The sequence below is a fragment of the Polynucleobacter sp. AP-Titi-500A-B4 genome, from assembly GCF_018688095.1.
In the GTDB taxonomy this organism is placed as follows: domain Bacteria; phylum Pseudomonadota; class Gammaproteobacteria; order Burkholderiales; family Burkholderiaceae; genus Polynucleobacter.
In genome coordinates this window covers 265,002-280,549 of record NZ_CP061311.1, presented here as the reverse complement: position 1 = coordinate 280,549, position 15,548 = coordinate 265,002, and the positions used below count along the sequence as shown (strand labels likewise).

The following is a 15,548-nucleotide window of genomic DNA, read 5'->3' as shown; positions in this document are numbered from 1 at the left end:
ACTACGGGCTTATTTTGATATCGGCCAATCTAACTTCTGCCTCACCATCTGCCATCTGAATTTGAAATACTGTTTCAGTAGACAGTTCTCCTGGCCCCCTTACTGCGCGTAACTGATTGTCTTCTCTACTTAAAATCACTGAATAACCGCGCTCCAAAGTTCTCTGGGGATTAAGCATCTCTAGCTGAGATTGATAGTGCACTTGATTTCGCTTCCAGTTATCCATGCGCACAGCCCAGGCTTGATTGAGGCGCTGCTGCCAGTTGGTAATTTGTTCGCGCATACGATCGGGGTTAGGTAATGCATGACTTAATCTCAAGGCTAATTGGTCCAAGGTTTGCGCCTCGCGCTCAACACGTTGGTTAATCCGTTGAAGCAGTGCCTGCATGATGGCGTCAAGCTCCTGCAGCATCTGGTCTCTGCGTGGTGCCGCCAGCTCTGCTGCGCCCGTCGGTGTTGGCGCACGCAAGTCAGCAACAAAGTCTGCGATTGTGAAATCTGTTTCATGCCCAACACCACTTACAACGGGAATCGGAGAGTTTGCAATCGCATATGCTAATTGCTCGTCGTTAAAAGCCCAGAGGTCTTCAATACTGCCACCGCCACGAACCAGCAAGATCACATCAACTGCATGTTCTTTTTCTGCAGCCTTAAGTGCAGTAATAATTCCCGCTGGTGCATCGGGTCCTTGCACCAGTGTTGGGTAAATTACAATCGGAATATGTGGTGCACGTCTTGCTAATGTACTCAGCACATCTTTCAATGCAGCAGCTTGTGGTGAAGTAATAATGCCAATGGATCTAGGATGCGTTGGGATATCACGCTTACGATCCTCATCAAACAAACCTTCTTTTGCGAGTTTGGCTTTGAGCTTTAAAAAAGCTTCGTATAAACCACCCATGCCAGCGCGTCGCAAAGTTTGGATCGTGAGCTGGACGTCACCTCTGGGGACATACATCCCTAAGCTCGCACTAACCTCTACCAAATCTCCTGACTGAGGCATAAAGCCGACTTGACCATTCCGGCCACGGAACATCACGCAGCGAATCTGACCTTCTTCATCCTTTAATGAGAAGTACCAGTGCCCGCTGTCATAAGCCTTGAAGTTGGAAATCTCCCCGCTAACCCAAACAGTATCAAAACGATCCTCCAAAGAGGCAGCAATGGCGCGGTTTAGATCGCCAACTGACAGAATTTCCCTTGATATTTCCGACATTTTTTCTCTTTGCTCTCCAAGCTATCTTGCTTAGACGGTAATAAATATCCACAGAAGCCCATTGGCCCTTGGTTTAATGCCTATAAGTAAGTGATTACTGACCCTAAACGTCTCATAAATACTACAGTTAAATTGCAAGTCCATGATTTATATACTGAATTTATCCCTTCATCGAATGGCGCTTTTGGGCATATTTCACCACGCCGACGATCAATCAAGGACTTAGAGCATCTTCTCAAAAAAGTTTTGCACAGAGTTATCCACAGGCTAGCTTTCTGAAAGAGGCTTTTTAATTCAGCTAAAGTACTGAGCTTATGTACTCCATCTTACTATCCGCCGGCTGGCCCATTTGGCCTCTTTTGATCATCTCCATTATTGGCCTTGCCATCGTTATCGAGCGTAGCTGGTATCTACGGCGTGATCACATTTTTCCTAAGGGTAGCCTGGAAGCAGCCTTTACTCTTACCAATCAATTACTTGGCCAAAAAACCTTGGCCAATGAGCAACTTTCAGAATTAGCCCAACTCTCTCCCGCCAGCCCTTTACTTGCTTGCACTCTGACAGAGAAGCTTGCTGGCGCGAGCGCTGCATCAGCGCTTGAAGAGCTTCAAGCGCTGGCTCAGGCCACTTGGCACAAGTTTGATCGCTACCTAGGCGCATTAGCAACAATTGCCACCATAGCCCCATTATTGGGATTATTTGGTACCGTCGTGGGCATGATTGAGATCTTCGGCAGTCAAGGCGCAATCAATGGTGCTGGAAGCCCTCAACAACTGGCACACGGAATTTCTGTAGCGCTCTACAACACCGCTTTTGGTTTGCTGATTGCCATTCCTGCATTAGCGGCTTGGCGCGCCCTACGTGCAATTGCAAATCAACGCCAACGTGAGTGCGAAGAATTTACGCGCCAACTATTTAAAAAACTCTACCCAACAGAATCTGCGTAATGAGTTGGTTAGACACCCATTCAAAATCAGGAAAGCAATTTTCCCTAGGAATAGTATCCGTTTCTGCTGAGCCAGAAATTAATCTCATTCCATTCATAGATGTCTTATTAGTAGTGCTGATCTTTTTAATGATCTCAACTACTTTCACTCGCTATCAAGAATTAGCGATTACTCTACCCACCGCAAGTGGAGTTGAATCTCAGGCTGAGAGCAAGCAAGTTCACATTGCAGTGAGTCGTGATGGTCGCTTTGCCATTAACGGGAAGGTGACTGATTCATCTCAACTTAGCAATGCCTTGACACAATTAGGCAGCAAAGAAAGCAATCTGCAAGTCAACATTGATGCAGATGCTAAAGCACCTCATCAATCCGTCATGACAGCCCTAGAGGCTGCACGTGATGCGAACCTCAGTAATATAGTTTTTAGCAGTCAGACTAAAAAGTAACCATAAAAGTCATGGCACTTTCTATCTTCCGTAAAGCCCCGAAGTTTTGGGAGAGACGTGGCCCCACGAGTCTTTTGCTGTGGCCACTCTCTTTGCTATATGGACTTATATTGCGCATTCGAAAACTGATTCAGGATTTAGATCTTTCCAAAGCAAAGCCAGCCCCTGTGCCGATCATCATCGTTGGCAATATACGGGTGGGTGGTACGGGCAAAACGCCAATAGTGATTGCGCTTGCTCAGCAATTATCACAACTTGGATGGAAGCCTGGGATTATTAGCAGAGGCTACGGAGCATCAAGCCAAACTGCGCCGCTAGAAGTAAAAAGCGATTCTGATCCCTCGGTGGTTGGCGATGAACCTGTCTTACTTGCCAAACGTACTGGGGATGTATTTCCAATTTGGGTTTTTCCTAAGCGTCAGCAAAGCATTAAGGCTCTACTTAAAAACTCTCCCGAAGTAAATGTCATCATTAGCGATGATGGTCTTCAACACCAAGGATTGGTTCGCTGGCCAGCTCGTGAAGGTGGTCACGATATTGAATTTGTGGTGCGTGATGATCGTGGAGAAGGTAATTGCTTCTTGCTTCCCGCAGGACCGCTACGTGAACCTGCAACGCGCGAGCGTGATGCTACGCTCTTTACTGGCACACCCAAAAAACAAAAGAGTGGCATCCAAGACGAATACTTTTTGGGTCGCCGTTTTTTCAATCTCGCTAGCAATCTTGGTAAGCCCTACCAACTCATTAATACCTCAAACACCCAATCTTTTGAACAGATTGCTGAACAGTTCTTACCAAAAAGTATTACAGCAATTGCGGGCCTTGGTAACCCACAACGCTTTTTTGATGATTTAGCAAAACAGGGTGTTATCGGAAAACAGATTCCCCTTCCGGACCACGCTGCTTACACCCCAGAATTTTTTACCTCTATCAAAGCGCAATGCATTCTCATTACCGAGAAAGATGCCGTTAAATGTACCGACATCTCTGATGAACGCATTTGGGTTGTGCCGATGTCATTACGACTTCCCGAGAATCTGATGGAATGGGTGCAATCGATTTTGCAAAGACCCGATCCTCGTAGGTATACCCTATAGCCTTTGTAAGCCTGCTTAGATGCCCATTCAGATACCTCTTTATGCATTAAGCGCTACACTCTTTTCTCATACACTTGATTGAAATCATTATGGACAGACGACTACTCGATATCTTGGTTTGCCCTTTGTGCAAAAGCCAATTGCATTTAGATGCAGATAAGCATGAGCTGATTTGCAAAGCAGATCATTTAGCTTATCCAATTCGTGATGATGTGCCAGTGATGCTGGTTGAGGAAGCACGCAGCCTAAGCGCTGATGAAGTTCTCTAACTAATTCAGAATGAGTGCCTCTAAAGCCCCAGACTTTTTGGTTGTCATACCAGCAAGATTGGGATCAACGCGTTTACCGCGCAAGCCACTTGCGGATATTGGTGGTAAACCTATGGTGGTGCGGGTTGCAGAGCAGGCCAAAAAATCTTTAGCGCACAGCGTTGTAGTGGCGACAGACTCGACAGAAATTCAAGCGGCTTGTGATGAACATCGCATCGAATGTTTATTGACTAGCGAAAATCATCCAACCGGTACTGATCGCCTTGCTGAAGTAGCACAATTACTCAAACTTCCTAACAATGCATTAGTGGTGAATGTGCAAGGCGATGAACCCCTCATCCCACCCGAGCTCATTAATCAAGTTGCCCAAACTTTGGCCGATCATGTGGAGTGCGCTATTTCTACGGTAGCAGTGCCGATTCATGATGTTGCGGAAATTCAAAACCCAAATGTGGTTAAAGTAGTTTTGAATCGTGCTGGAGAAGCCCTCTACTTTTCAAGAGCCCCGATTCCTTTTGTTCGCGATGCGGAAATGCTAGATAAAACTAAACATTTACGGCATTTAGGCATTTACGCCTATCGCGCTGATTTTTTACAGGCCTACACCCGCCTTGATCCTGCGCCCCCAGAGCAAGCTGAAGCACTAGAGCAACTGCGTGCTCTATGGAATGGGTATCGGATTGCAGTACACATCGCAACAGAGGCGCCTCCTACAGGGGTTGATACCTCAGAAGACCTAGAACGCGTAAGACGATTACTTGGCGCCTCCTAAGCGTCCTTTTGGGGCCCTGGAGCGCATTAGGGCTTCTTGGGGATAATCCTAGGGATTAAATACTAAGGATCCCAACAAAATACGGGACAATTACAGCTCTTCTAAGGGGAAAAACAATGCGGTTGATTCTGCTAGGTGCACCTGGTGCCGGTAAAGGCACTCAAGCTCAGTTTATTTGCGAGAAATTCGCCATTCCACAAATTTCCACAGGCGATATGTTGCGCGCTGCGGTGAAAGCCGGGACTGAACTGGGTGTTGCTGCTAAAAAAATTATGGATGCCGGCGGCTTAGTTTCCGACGACATCATCATTGGCCTTGTAAAAGATCGCTTGACTCAGCCCGATTGCAGTAAAGGTTATTTGTTTGATGGCTTCCCAAGAACCATCCCTCAAGCGCAAGCTATGAAAGATGCTGGCGTACCAATCGACTACGTTTTAGAAATTGATGTGCCATTTGATGCCATCATCGATCGCATGAGCGGTCGTCGCGTTCACCCTGCCTCAGGCCGCACTTATCACATCAAATTTAACCCGCCAAAGGTTGAAGGCAAAGACGATGTCACAGGCGACCCACTCATTCAGCGTGATGATGATAAAGAAGAAACTGTTCGCAAACGTCTCCAGGTATATGACGATCAAACCCGCCCACTGGTTGAGTACTATTCATCATGGGCTGCGCAAGCAAGCTCCAGCGATAAAGTAAAGGCTCCAGCCTACCGAAAAGTTAACGGCACTGGCAGTGTTGATAACATTACCGCGTCAATCTTTGCCGTATTGAAGTAATTTTTTCTGACCAATAAAAAAGGACTGCAATGCAGTCCTTTTTTATTGGTCGCAGTAACCATTTGGATTATTTTTTTGCCATCGCCAAGTATCGGCACACATTCGATCTATCCCAAGCTTTGCCTCCCAGTTTAGGATTTTTTTTGCTAAATGTGCATCTGCATAATACTCAGGTAAATCCCCAGAACGGCGCCCGATGATTTCATATGGAATTGTGACTCCAGAAGCTTTCTCAAAAGCAGAAATCATCTCGAGAACACTATTTGGTTTACCTGTACCCAGATTCACGGTAATTAAAGAATTATCTTTGCTCAATGCATTAAGCGCAGCTAGGTGGCCTGCAGCAAGATCATCTACATGAATGTAATCCCGAAGACCCGTTCCATCCGGAGTTGGATAGTCATTGCCGTAAACCATCAACTTTTCACGCTTGCCTACAGCTACTTGAGAAATAAAAGGCATCAGGTTATTGGGAGTGCCAAAGGGACTCTCTCCAATGCGACCAGACTCATGAGCGCCTACTGGATTGAAATATCTCAGTAACGCAATTTGCCATTGGGGATTTGCCCACTTGATGTCTCGCAAAATATCTTCAACCATCAACTTAGTTTGACCATAAACATTAATGGGCTTTAGGGGCGTGGTCTCGGCATAGCAAACACATCCAGGATCTCCATACACAGTGGCTGAAGATGAAAAAATTAATTTGCTGATGTCTGCATTCATCATCTCTTCAAACAACACAATACTGCCTGACACATTATTATCGAAGTACTTTAAGGGCTCATTTTGTGACTCACTGACCGCCTTAAGTCCAGCAAAGTGTATGACAGCTTCATATGCGTTTTCGCTAAAAACGGCCCTCAGAGCATCTCTATCGCGGACATCAGCATGGATAAACTGAATCGTTTTACCTGTTAACTCTTCTAAGCGTGCGATCACGCCTCGACTGCTATTGGATAAGTTATCTAAAACCGCAACTTCTAAGCCTGCATGAGCCAGTTGAATAACGGTGTGAGAGCCGATATATCCAGCGCCTCCAGTGACCAATACTTTGCCCATGTTTTCTTAATTTCCTTGGAAGTAATCTGATTACTTCAGCTCTTTCAGGGCGCTCTCAAAAGACTCGATATCCGCAAAGCTTCGATAGACTGAAGCAAAGCGAATATAAGCCACCTTATCAAGGCGCTTTAGCTCACGCATCACAAGCTCTCCCACACGCTCACTAGGAATTTCTTTTTCACCCAGACTGAGTAGCTTTTCTTCGATACGCGCTATTGACTCATCTACAGAGTCGGAAGAAACGGGGCGTTTTCTAAGAGCTAATTTGATCGAACTTGCTAGCTTGTCATGACTGTATTCGACACGACTACCGTTTTTCTTAACAATAGCCGGCAGTACCAGCTCTACCCGCTCATAAGTGGTGAAGCGCTTATCGCATTTCGCACAACGGCGACGGCGACGAATCGTATCGCCTTCGTCCGATACCCGGGTATCGAGAACCTGGGTATCGTCGTTGTGGCAAAAAGGGCAGCGCAATCTAAGCTCTTTTCCGCTTCTTTGCTTACTTAACCGTAAACCGGAAAGCGTTTAGTTAGCTCAGCAACTTGAGCTCGAACCTTAGCGATATTGTCTGGGTCATTTGGATTATCCAAAACATCCGCAATGAAATTACCCACTTGTCTTGCTTCGGCTTCTTTAAAACCGCGGGTTGTCATTGCTGGCGAACCCAAGCGAATGCCACTGGTCACCATTGGTTTTTCTGGGTCATTTGGAATGCCGTTTTTGTTACAAGTAATGTGAGCTTCACCTAATACACGCTCAGCTTCTTTACCCGTCATCTTCTTCGCACGCAAATCCACCAACATCACATGTGAATCTGTTCCACCAGAAACAATACGTAAACCACGTGAGATTAAGGTCTCTGCCAATGCCTTAGCATTCGCAACCACTTGCTTTTGATAATCTTTAAAGCCAGGCTCTTGCGCCTCTTTGAATGCAGCAGCTTTAGCAGCGATGACGTGCATGAGAGGGCCACCCTGTAAGCCAGGGAAGACTGCAGAGTTAATCGCCTTCTCGTGCTCAGCCTTCATCAGGATGATGCCGCCACGTGGGCCGCGCAAGCTCTTGTGTGTTGTGGAGGTAACGATATCGGCATGTGGCACCGGATTTGGATAAACGCCAGCGGCAACGAGACCTGCATAGTGAGCCATGTCAACCATGAAAATCGCGCCCACTTCTTTTGCCAACTTACCAATGCGCTCAAAATCAATTTTCTTTGAGTAAGCAGAAGCACCGGCAATAATCAATTTTGGTTTGTGCTCACGAGCTAATCGTTCCATTTGCTCGTAATCAATTTCTTCATTCTTATCTAAACCGTAAGCAATAGGATTGAACCATTTACCGCTCATATTCAATGCCATGCCGTGAGTCAAATGGCCGCCTTCAGCCAAGCTCATCCCCATGAATGTGTCACCAGGTTTTAAAAAAGCCAAGAAAACCGCTTGGTTTGCAGATGCGCCGCAATGGGGCTGCACGTTAGCTGCTTCAGCACCAAACAGCGCCTTCACACGATCGATTGCCAATTGCTCAGCAACGTCAACGAATTCACAGCCACCGTAATAACGCTTCCCTGGATAACCTTCCGCATATTTATTGGTCAATTGCGAGCCCTGGGCTTGCATGACTGCTGGGGAGGTATAGTTTTCAGAGGCAATAAGCTCAATATGGTCTTCTTGACGCTTATTTTCGTTCTGTATGGCTGCCCATAACTCTGGGTCGGTTTTGGCTAAAGTGTTCTGACGGTCAAACATGGTAAAAATCCTGAAGAAGTTGGATTGCTGAATGAATTAACTTAGTAAAATCAACCTACATCATACAAAATCCACCATGACCACTACACAAGACCTCTCATTCCTCTCCCTAGTCCTCAATGCCAGCCTATTAGTCCAGTTGGTAATGGTGTTATTAATGGGGATGTCCATCGCCTCTTGGACCATCATTTTCAAGAAAACCGCTGTTTTACGAGGCGTTAGACAAGATACGGAGCGATTTGAACGTGATTTCTGGTCAGGCGGAGATCTCAACACCCTCCTTGAGTCAGCCCAGCGTAATACCCGCAGCGATGCCGTCTTAGAGCACATCTTTGAAGCGGGGATGCAAGAGTTCATGAAGGTTCGTGAAATCGATGCTGCTCGTCGCGCGATGAAGGCCACTTATCAACGCGAGATGGATGCCTTAGAAGCGAACCTGCCATTCTTGGCATCAGTAGGCTCTGTCTCTCCCTACATTGGTCTTTTTGGAACTGTCTGGGGAATCATGCATTCTTTCCGTGGCTTAGCAAATGTTCAAAATGCAACACTCTCTGCGGTTGCCCCTGGTATTGCTGAGGCATTGATCGCAACAGCAATTGGTTTGTTTGCTGCAATCCCTGCAGTGGTTGCTTATAACCGCGCTGCAACAGATGTAGATCGTCTAGCAATTCGTTTTGAAACTTTCATCGAAGAGTTCACCAACATCTTGCAACGTCAAACAGGGCGCTAATCGAGAACCTTATGGCTGGCTCCACAATGCGCAAATCAAAACGTCGGGCGATGGCCGACATCAACGTCGTTCCTTATATCGACGTGATGCTGGTATTGCTGGTGATCTTTATGGTCACCGCACCGATGGTCAATCCTGGCGTCGTGAATCTACCCACCGTCGGTGGTGCTAAGGTGCAATCGCTGCCTCCAGTCTTTTTAACAATAGATGCCAATGAGAATGTCATTGTTCGTAAAGATGGTGATCCTGTTCAAACCCTGAACCAATTTGAGCTTGGTGCATTTGCTAGAGCACAAGCTGAGAAGTCCGCTGAGCAACCAGTAGTTCTGGCTGCAGACAAGTCCATCAAATACGAAACCGTGATGAACGTGATGTCGAAGCTTAAAGAAAATGGTGTGAAGCGTGTTGGCCTCGCAGTCAAGAGCCAATAAATACTGATGCTAGATACTGATTTATTGATTCATGAATAGCGCATCCACTTTTCAATCACCCCTTTCTCCATTTAAGCGTGGGCGATTCACGAAAGAAGAAAGTACCAAGCGTGCATTTACCTTTTCATTAATCGCTCATTTAGGCTTACTCGCATTTTTAGTAATTGGTATTAGCTGGAACAACAGCACACCCTCTGGTGTTGAAGTTGAGCTATGGGACTCCACGCCGCAAATTGAAACCAAGCCTGAGCCTGAACTTAAAACAGTCATGAAAGAAGAAGCTGCTGATATCGCAGTCAAGAAAAAGAAAGTAGAAAAAGAGCCTCCTAAAAAGGAAGTGAAAGAAACACCTAAGGCCGTAAAACCGCCTCCACCCAAAGAGAAGGAGCAGCCGAAGAAAGAAGAGCCTAAAAAGGCCGAAGCCCCTAAAGCACTATCGCCTGCAGAAACCAAAGCAAACGCAGCGGCGGAAAAAGTTCGCGCCGATCAATTGGCAAGGCTAAGAGCTGCTGCTGGTGCTGAGGGTGGTAGCGGCGGTTCCGTAGGCAGTGGCGTTGGTGGTGGCGGTAATGCGCCCCCAGGATGGACCGATAAAGTTATCAAGAAAGTTAAACCGCTGATCGTCTTTAACCCAGAGTCTGTCACTGGCAATCCAGCGACTGTCATTCAAGTGAACCTTGCACCAGATGGGGCTATTCTTAGTACGAGCGTTTTAACTTCGAGCGGCAATCCTAGTTGGGACCGCGCAGTGCTCTTGGCGCTTTCTCGTGCAGAAAGCCTACCTAAAGATGACAATGGCAAAATTCCACAACGCGAAGTCAAGTTGACCTTTAAACCCAAGGACTAAAGCATGTTGCAGTTGATCAAAAAAATGGTTTTGAAATTACGTCTCCTTGGCATTGCTATTGCCGTCTTCACCTTTGGGCTTACAACTTCTGCGTTCGCGCAAATGAATATTGAAATTACCGGCGTAGGTCAATCTCTATATCCAATCGCTGTGATGCGCTTTAAAGACGAAAATAAATTACCCACAAGTGTTACTGAAATCATTCGTCAAGACTTAGCACGTAGTGGTTACTTTAAAAATACTGAGAACGGCAATGCTGTAGAGAACGATGATGGAACACCAAATTACAAGTCTTGGGCAGCACGCGGTGCTGATGCTTTAGTTGTGGGTTCTGTGGTGCAAACGGGTAACGAGCAATTTGAGATTCGCTACAAACTATTTGATATTCGTAAATCACAAAGTCTAGGCGGCCTGAACCTCAACTCCAGCGCTGATAATTTACGTGCAGCTGCACACAAAATTGCAGACGACATTATTTTTAAACTTCTAGGTGAGCGCGGCGTCTTCTCTACCCGCCTCTCTTATGTCATCAAGGATGGCAAGCGCTACCGCCTGGTGATCTCTGACGCAGACGGCCAAAATATTCGCAATGCCATGAATAGCGGCGAGCCAATTATTTCTCCATCATGGTCTCCTGATGGTAAGAAAGTAGCTTATGTTTCGTTTGAAGATCGCAAGCCAGTCATTTATGTTCATGAACTTGCAACGGGTCGACGCATTGCTCTTTCTAATCAAAAGGGGAATAACAGTGCGCCAGCTTGGTCGCCTGATGGTAAGAAATTAGCTATATCGCTTTCTAAAGATGGCAATACTCAAATTTACGGTATCAACGCTGACGGTACCGGATTGCATCGTTTAACTCGCGGTAGCACCATTGACACAGAGCCGCAGTACTCAGCAGATGGGCGCTATATTTATTTCACAAGCGATCGCGGTGGTAACCCACAAATCTATCGCATGAGTGCGGAGGGTGAGCAAGTTGAAGGCGCTAAACGCGTGACCTTCAAACAAGGCTTTGTTACTTCGCCCAGAATTTCTCCAGATGGAAAATATTTAGCCTATATCGCCAATATTGGTGGCGCATATCGTCTCTATATTCTGAATTTGGCTACGGGTGATGCTCAAGCTTTAACTGATGGCAGTAGCGATGAATCTCCGTCCTTCGCGGCAAACGGTCGCTACGTACTCTACTCAACGAAAGTCAATGGCAAGCGCGTATTGGCAGCCGTTTCAGTGGACGGCAACTCTAAGCAGGTACTGAGCATCCCAGGATCTGATGTACGTCAGCCTTCTTGGGGTCCTTTCATGGACTAAATGCCCTTTTTCAGGGCGAAATAGGCACTTTTGAGGCTCTTGGGGGCATAATATTATCTATAGGCTATATGCCCACTCAATTACGTATGAAATTTATTACCGAGCTTGTAGGAAAAGGAAAATCATGAAAGTTTCTATCGCACGCCGTGCAGCCACCCTGGCATTAATTGGAGCAACTGCATTTTTGATGGCAGCTTGCTCTAGCGTCAAGCTAGATGACACTGACGGCGCTAACGGAAGCGGTGGTAGTGGCAACTTTGGCTCACAACCTTGGAACGATCCTAAGAGCCCACTTTTTGAGAAGAGTGTTTACTTTGGCTTTGATGAATTCACAGTACAGACTAAGTATCAAAAGATGTTGTCTGCACATGCAAGCTACCTAAAAGCCAATCCTAAACAAAAGATTATTATTCAAGGTAACACTGATGAGCGTGGCACAGCTGAATACAACTTGGCATTAGGCCAGCGTCGTTCTGATGCTGTTCGTAAATCATTGAACTTGATGGGTGTTTCTGACGACCAAATGGAAGCAGTCAGCTTCGGCAAAGAAAAACCAAAAGCCGAGGGTGACAATGAAGCTGCTTGGGCACAAAATCGCCGCGCTGACATTGTTTACATCACGAACTAAATGATCATCTCTTTAAAGACATACAAACAAACGCTCTCACGAGCGTTTTGTTTAAGTGCGACACTAGTTTGCTTAAGTGCCCCTAATAGTGCTTGGGCGCTATTCTCTGATGACGAGGCCCGCAAGGCGATTTTGGATTTACGTAAATCCTTGGCCACCACCCAGCTTGAGCTCCAAAGCCAAATTGATAAGCTCAAAACTGAGAATGCAGAGTTGCGTGGGAAAGTAGAAGAGCTTGAGAAACAAGGCGAAGACATTACTTCTAGCCAAAAAACTTACTACCAAGATTTAGATACCCGTTTAGGCAACTTTGAGCCACGCACAATCACCATTGAAGGTGTCAGCGGAATTGTCCAGCCTGGTGAGAAAAAAGCGTATGACGATGCTTTAAAAGCATTTCAGGCAGGTAACTTGAAAAAGGCTGAGGATGGTTTTGCTGCATTTTCTGCTAAATATCCCAAGAGTCCTTATCTACCTCTCGCCCTCTATTGGAGCGGTAACAGCAAGTACGCCAACAAAGATTACGCTGGTGCGATCAGCCAATTACAAAGTCTGATCAAGAAATATCCCAATCATCCACGCATTCCCTCGGCAATGGTGACATTAGGCAACTCTCAATTAGAGAGTGGGAATAAAGTAGCCGCCAAGAAAACATTTAGCGAGATCATTGCAAAGTACCCAGATACTGATTCTGCTAAAGATGCTCAGCAGCTTCTAGCCGCTACAAAGTAATCCATGTCTAAGTTGTCTGCAGCATTTGCAAATCTTGCTCCACGTAAACCTGGAGCACCTGCAGTCATCCTCTTTTCTGGTGGTTTGGATTCAACGACTGTTTTAGCGCTTGCCAAAGATTTGGGGTACACCCCCTATGCGCTATCAGTAGGCTATGGTCAACGCCACTCTTCCGAATTAGCTGCTGCAAAACATATTGCCAAGCAAGTTGGCGTTGCTCGTCATGAAGTCGTGAACTTAGACCTAACCCGCTTTGGTGGCTCTGCATTGACAGATTCCTCTATCGCCGTACCCATCACCCCAGGCAAAGATCAAGAAATTCCAGTCACTTATGTGCCAGCGCGCAATACGATTTTGTTATCGCTTGCCTTGGGTTGGGCAGAATCGCTTGGTGGCTTAGATGTGTTCTATGGCGCAAATTCGGTGGACTACTCTGGCTACCCTGACTGCCGCCCAGAATATGTTGCCTCTTTTGAAACGATGGCCAACCTAGCCACCAAAGCAGGCGTAGAAGCAGTCAATAATGAAAATCGCTTCCGAGTTCACGCCCCCATTATCAATCTGACTAAAGCTGAAATTATTCAGCTAGGCAGTACTCTTGGAGTGGATTACTCGCAAACTGTCTCTTGTTATCAAGCCAATGATTTAGGTGAAGCCTGCGGTGAATGTGAATCTTGCCGCTTAAGGCAAATTGGTTTTAAGCAAGCCAACGTAAGCGACCCAACGCGATATCGCAAGAACAAATAAAGTAAAAGTTAGTTTTAGAATTTATTTAGCTTGAGTCTCAAGCATACGCGCAACATAGCGCGCAATCAGATCAATTTCTAGATTGACAGCATCGCCCTGCTTCAAATTTCCCAGTGTTGTACTTTGCAAAGTATGTGGGATCAAATTAATATCAACTAAACAAGCATTAGCAGCATCTTCTGTTTTGTTAACAGTGAGTGATACACCATTCACAACGATCGAACCCTTGTAAGCTAAGAATGGGGCTAATTCTTTTGGGGCTTCGATTCTCAAAAGCCAAGAGCCATAGGCGTCTTGAGCTACTTGAGCAAAGTGCGCCACCTTACCAACACCATCTACGTGACCGCTTACCAAATGACCGCCAAGACGATCATTTAAACGAAGTGCCTTTTCTAAATTGACTGGGCCAACTTTATCGAGGCCAACTGTTTTATTTAAAGATTCACGAGAAATATCCAAAGCGAAAGTGTTGCCATCAAACTGAGTGGCGGTCATGCAAGCGCCCTGAATCGCAATGCTATCGCCGAGCGCTACATCATCCAAATAACCAGATGGAACTTCAACCAGCAAATGCAAGCCATCGCCTTTTGCTTGAGCACTTTTGATTTGACCAACGGCAGTAATGATTCCAGTAAACATAGGATGATTTTAGTTCGTATCTAAGACTTGATTAATCTGAGCCTAAAATCCTCACCAATTAAGCCCTGCTCAATGATTTTCCAGTCTTGGCGCGACTTTAGGGACGGTAATGCCGGAAGATTTGCCATGCCAATACCTTCCCCCAGGAAGAATGGTGCGTAGTACAGCAAGAGCTCATCCACGCAACCCTCCCTAAGCATCGAGCCGTTGAGCTTAAAACCAGATTCCACATGAATTTCATTCATTTCACGCTCTTGGGCAAGATAAGCAAAGAGTTTGGGTAAATCTACTTTCCCAAATTCATTTGCCATGGCAATGACTTCAATGCCCCTTGCCTCATATGCCCTAGCTTTCTCTTGGCTTTCTGAACTATTCAAATTTGCACAAACAATCATGACGCCAGATGGATCTACGTGATTCAGAATCTTGGCAGCTAGTGGCGTCTCTAATTTAGAGTCCACAATAATTCGCCATGGTTGACGTTGCGTTTGAACTTCTCGCACATTCAAAGAGGGATCATCTTCTTTAACAGTGCCTACTCCAGTCACAATTGCACAAGCTTGTGCTCTCCAGTGATGTCCATCAGCCCTGGCAAGTGATCCCGTTATCCATTGACTCTCGCCATTGGGCAAGGCGGTTCTTCCATCAAGACTTGCGGCAATCTTCAAGCGCACCCATGGCAGACCACGAGTCATTCTGGAAATAAATCCACGGTTTAAAGTTTGGGCGTCTGATTCCATCAGGCCACACTGCACTTCGATACCAGCAGCTTTTAATTTCTCCAAACCATTTCCTGAGACGAGGGGGTTAGGGTCGCCCATTGCAGCAATGACTTTGGCAGGCTTTGCAGCAATCAAGGCATCAACACATGGCGGCGTTCGGCCAGTATGACTACATGGCTCTAATGTGACGTAGATAGTTGAGCCAGCCGGATCTTGTCCATTTGATTTTGCATCTGCAAGCGCTTGAATCTCAGCGTGCGGACCGCCAACACGCTGAGTAAATCCACGCCCAATAACTTGCCCATCTTTAACGATGACGCAGCCTACCCTAGGGTTGGGGTTAGCCAAATAAAGTGCTTTTTGAGCCTCGGCTAATGCCTCGCCCATCCATTGGTGATCAACAGCGGTGTACATGC

19 protein-coding genes are annotated in these 15,548 nt (G+C 46.2%); 13 read left to right on the top strand and 6 right to left on the bottom strand.

Annotation, left to right across the window (positions count from 1 at the left end):
- Nucleotide 1: 1 nt before the first annotated feature.
- Nucleotides 2-1,216, bottom strand: a complete 1,215-nt coding sequence (xseA, locus tag FD968_RS01500; protein ID WP_215367008.1) for an exodeoxyribonuclease VII large subunit — start codon at nt 1,214-1,216, stop codon at nt 2-4.
- Between the two features lie 314 nt (nt 1,217-1,530).
- On the opposite strand from xseA, the gene FD968_RS01495 reads away from it, so the two are divergent.
- The 6 genes from FD968_RS01495 (at nt 1,531) to adk (ending at nt 5,529) form a co-directional block, all read left to right on the top strand.
- Nucleotides 1,531-2,163, top strand: coding sequence for a MotA/TolQ/ExbB proton channel family protein (locus FD968_RS01495; RefSeq protein WP_215367006.1), 633 nt, complete (start codon nt 1,531-1,533; stop codon nt 2,161-2,163).
- On the top strand, nt 2,163-2,609 hold the full coding sequence (locus FD968_RS01490; protein ID WP_215367004.1) for a biopolymer transporter ExbD: 447 nt from the start codon (nt 2,163-2,165) through the stop codon (nt 2,607-2,609). The genes FD968_RS01495 and FD968_RS01490 overlap by 1 nt, the downstream gene beginning before the upstream one ends.
- A gap of 11 nt (nt 2,610-2,620) precedes the next feature.
- A complete protein-coding gene (gene lpxK, locus FD968_RS01485) occupies nt 2,621-3,706 on the top strand; it encodes a tetraacyldisaccharide 4'-kinase (RefSeq protein ID WP_215367002.1) in 1,086 nt (361 codons plus the stop codon).
- A gap of 89 nt (nt 3,707-3,795) precedes the next feature.
- Nucleotides 3,796-3,975, top strand: a complete 180-nt coding sequence (locus FD968_RS01480) for a Trm112 family protein (protein ID WP_215367911.1) — start codon at nt 3,796-3,798, stop codon at nt 3,973-3,975.
- Between the two features lie 10 nt (nt 3,976-3,985).
- On the top strand, nt 3,986-4,747 hold the full coding sequence (gene kdsB, locus FD968_RS01475) for a 3-deoxy-manno-octulosonate cytidylyltransferase (RefSeq protein ID WP_215367000.1): 762 nt from the start codon (nt 3,986-3,988) through the stop codon (nt 4,745-4,747).
- A gap of 116 nt (nt 4,748-4,863) precedes the next feature.
- Entirely contained in the window at nt 4,864-5,529 is a 666-nt protein-coding gene (adk, locus tag FD968_RS01470) for an adenylate kinase (protein ID WP_215366998.1), read from the top strand.
- Nucleotides 5,530-5,571: 42 nt separating this feature from the next.
- Here adk and galE read toward each other — a convergent pair whose 3' ends face one another.
- From galE to glyA, 3 genes are read right to left on the bottom strand one after another with little or no spacing between them, the layout of a single operon-like run.
- Entirely contained in the window at nt 5,572-6,591 is a 1,020-nt protein-coding gene (galE, locus tag FD968_RS01465; protein WP_215366996.1) for a UDP-glucose 4-epimerase GalE, read from the bottom strand.
- Between the two features lie 30 nt (nt 6,592-6,621).
- Nucleotides 6,622-7,068 carry a transcriptional regulator NrdR gene (gene nrdR, locus FD968_RS01460; protein WP_215366994.1) on the bottom strand — a complete coding sequence of 149 codons (447 nt, stop codon included), beginning with the start codon at nt 7,066-7,068 and terminating at the stop codon, nt 6,622-6,624.
- A gap of 29 nt (nt 7,069-7,097) precedes the next feature.
- Entirely contained in the window at nt 7,098-8,342 is a 1,245-nt protein-coding gene (gene glyA / locus FD968_RS01455; protein ID WP_215366992.1) for a serine hydroxymethyltransferase, read from the bottom strand.
- 76 nt (nt 8,343-8,418) lie between these two features.
- Between glyA and tolQ the strand changes: the two genes are divergently transcribed.
- From tolQ to queC, 7 genes are all read left to right on the top strand, one after another.
- Nucleotides 8,419-9,072, top strand: a complete 654-nt coding sequence (gene tolQ / locus FD968_RS01450) for a protein TolQ (RefSeq protein ID WP_215366990.1) — start codon at nt 8,419-8,421, stop codon at nt 9,070-9,072.
- Nucleotides 9,073-9,083: 11 nt separating this feature from the next.
- Nucleotides 9,084-9,503 carry a protein TolR gene (gene tolR, locus FD968_RS01445; RefSeq protein WP_215366988.1) on the top strand — a complete coding sequence of 140 codons (420 nt, stop codon included), beginning with the start codon at nt 9,084-9,086 and terminating at the stop codon, nt 9,501-9,503.
- Between the two features lie 31 nt (nt 9,504-9,534).
- A complete protein-coding gene (locus FD968_RS01440; protein WP_215366986.1) occupies nt 9,535-10,350 on the top strand; it encodes an energy transducer TonB in 816 nt (271 codons plus the stop codon).
- Nucleotides 10,351-10,356: 6 nt separating this feature from the next.
- The gene (tolB, locus tag FD968_RS01435; protein ID WP_371817752.1) at nt 10,357-11,664 is read left to right on the top strand and encodes a Tol-Pal system beta propeller repeat protein TolB; all 1,308 of its coding nucleotides are present in this window, start codon (nt 10,357-10,359) and stop codon (nt 11,662-11,664) included.
- Between the two features lie 124 nt (nt 11,665-11,788).
- Nucleotides 11,789-12,292 (top strand): peptidoglycan-associated lipoprotein Pal, encoded by a 504-nt coding sequence (gene pal, locus FD968_RS01430; RefSeq protein ID WP_215366982.1) that lies wholly within the window; start codon nt 11,789-11,791, stop codon nt 12,290-12,292.
- On the top strand, nt 12,293-13,024 hold the full coding sequence (ybgF, locus tag FD968_RS01425; RefSeq protein WP_215366980.1) for a tol-pal system protein YbgF: 732 nt from the start codon (nt 12,293-12,295) through the stop codon (nt 13,022-13,024).
- A gap of 3 nt (nt 13,025-13,027) precedes the next feature.
- The gene (gene queC, locus FD968_RS01420) at nt 13,028-13,771 is read left to right on the top strand and encodes a 7-cyano-7-deazaguanine synthase QueC (RefSeq protein ID WP_215366978.1); all 744 of its coding nucleotides are present in this window, start codon (nt 13,028-13,030) and stop codon (nt 13,769-13,771) included.
- A gap of 21 nt (nt 13,772-13,792) precedes the next feature.
- Here the strand turns inward: queC and FD968_RS01415 are convergent, their stop codons facing one another.
- The gene (locus FD968_RS01415) at nt 13,793-14,410 is read right to left on the bottom strand and encodes a riboflavin synthase (RefSeq protein ID WP_215366976.1); all 618 of its coding nucleotides are present in this window, start codon (nt 14,408-14,410) and stop codon (nt 13,793-13,795) included.
- A 20-nt stretch (nt 14,411-14,430) separates the two neighbouring features.
- Nucleotides 14,431-15,546: a bifunctional diaminohydroxyphosphoribosylaminopyrimidine deaminase/5-amino-6-(5-phosphoribosylamino)uracil reductase RibD gene (ribD, locus tag FD968_RS01410; RefSeq protein ID WP_215366974.1), complete on the bottom strand. Its 1,116-nt coding sequence runs from the start codon at nt 15,544-15,546 to the stop codon at nt 14,431-14,433.
- Between the last annotated feature and the right edge of the window lie 2 nt (nt 15,547-15,548).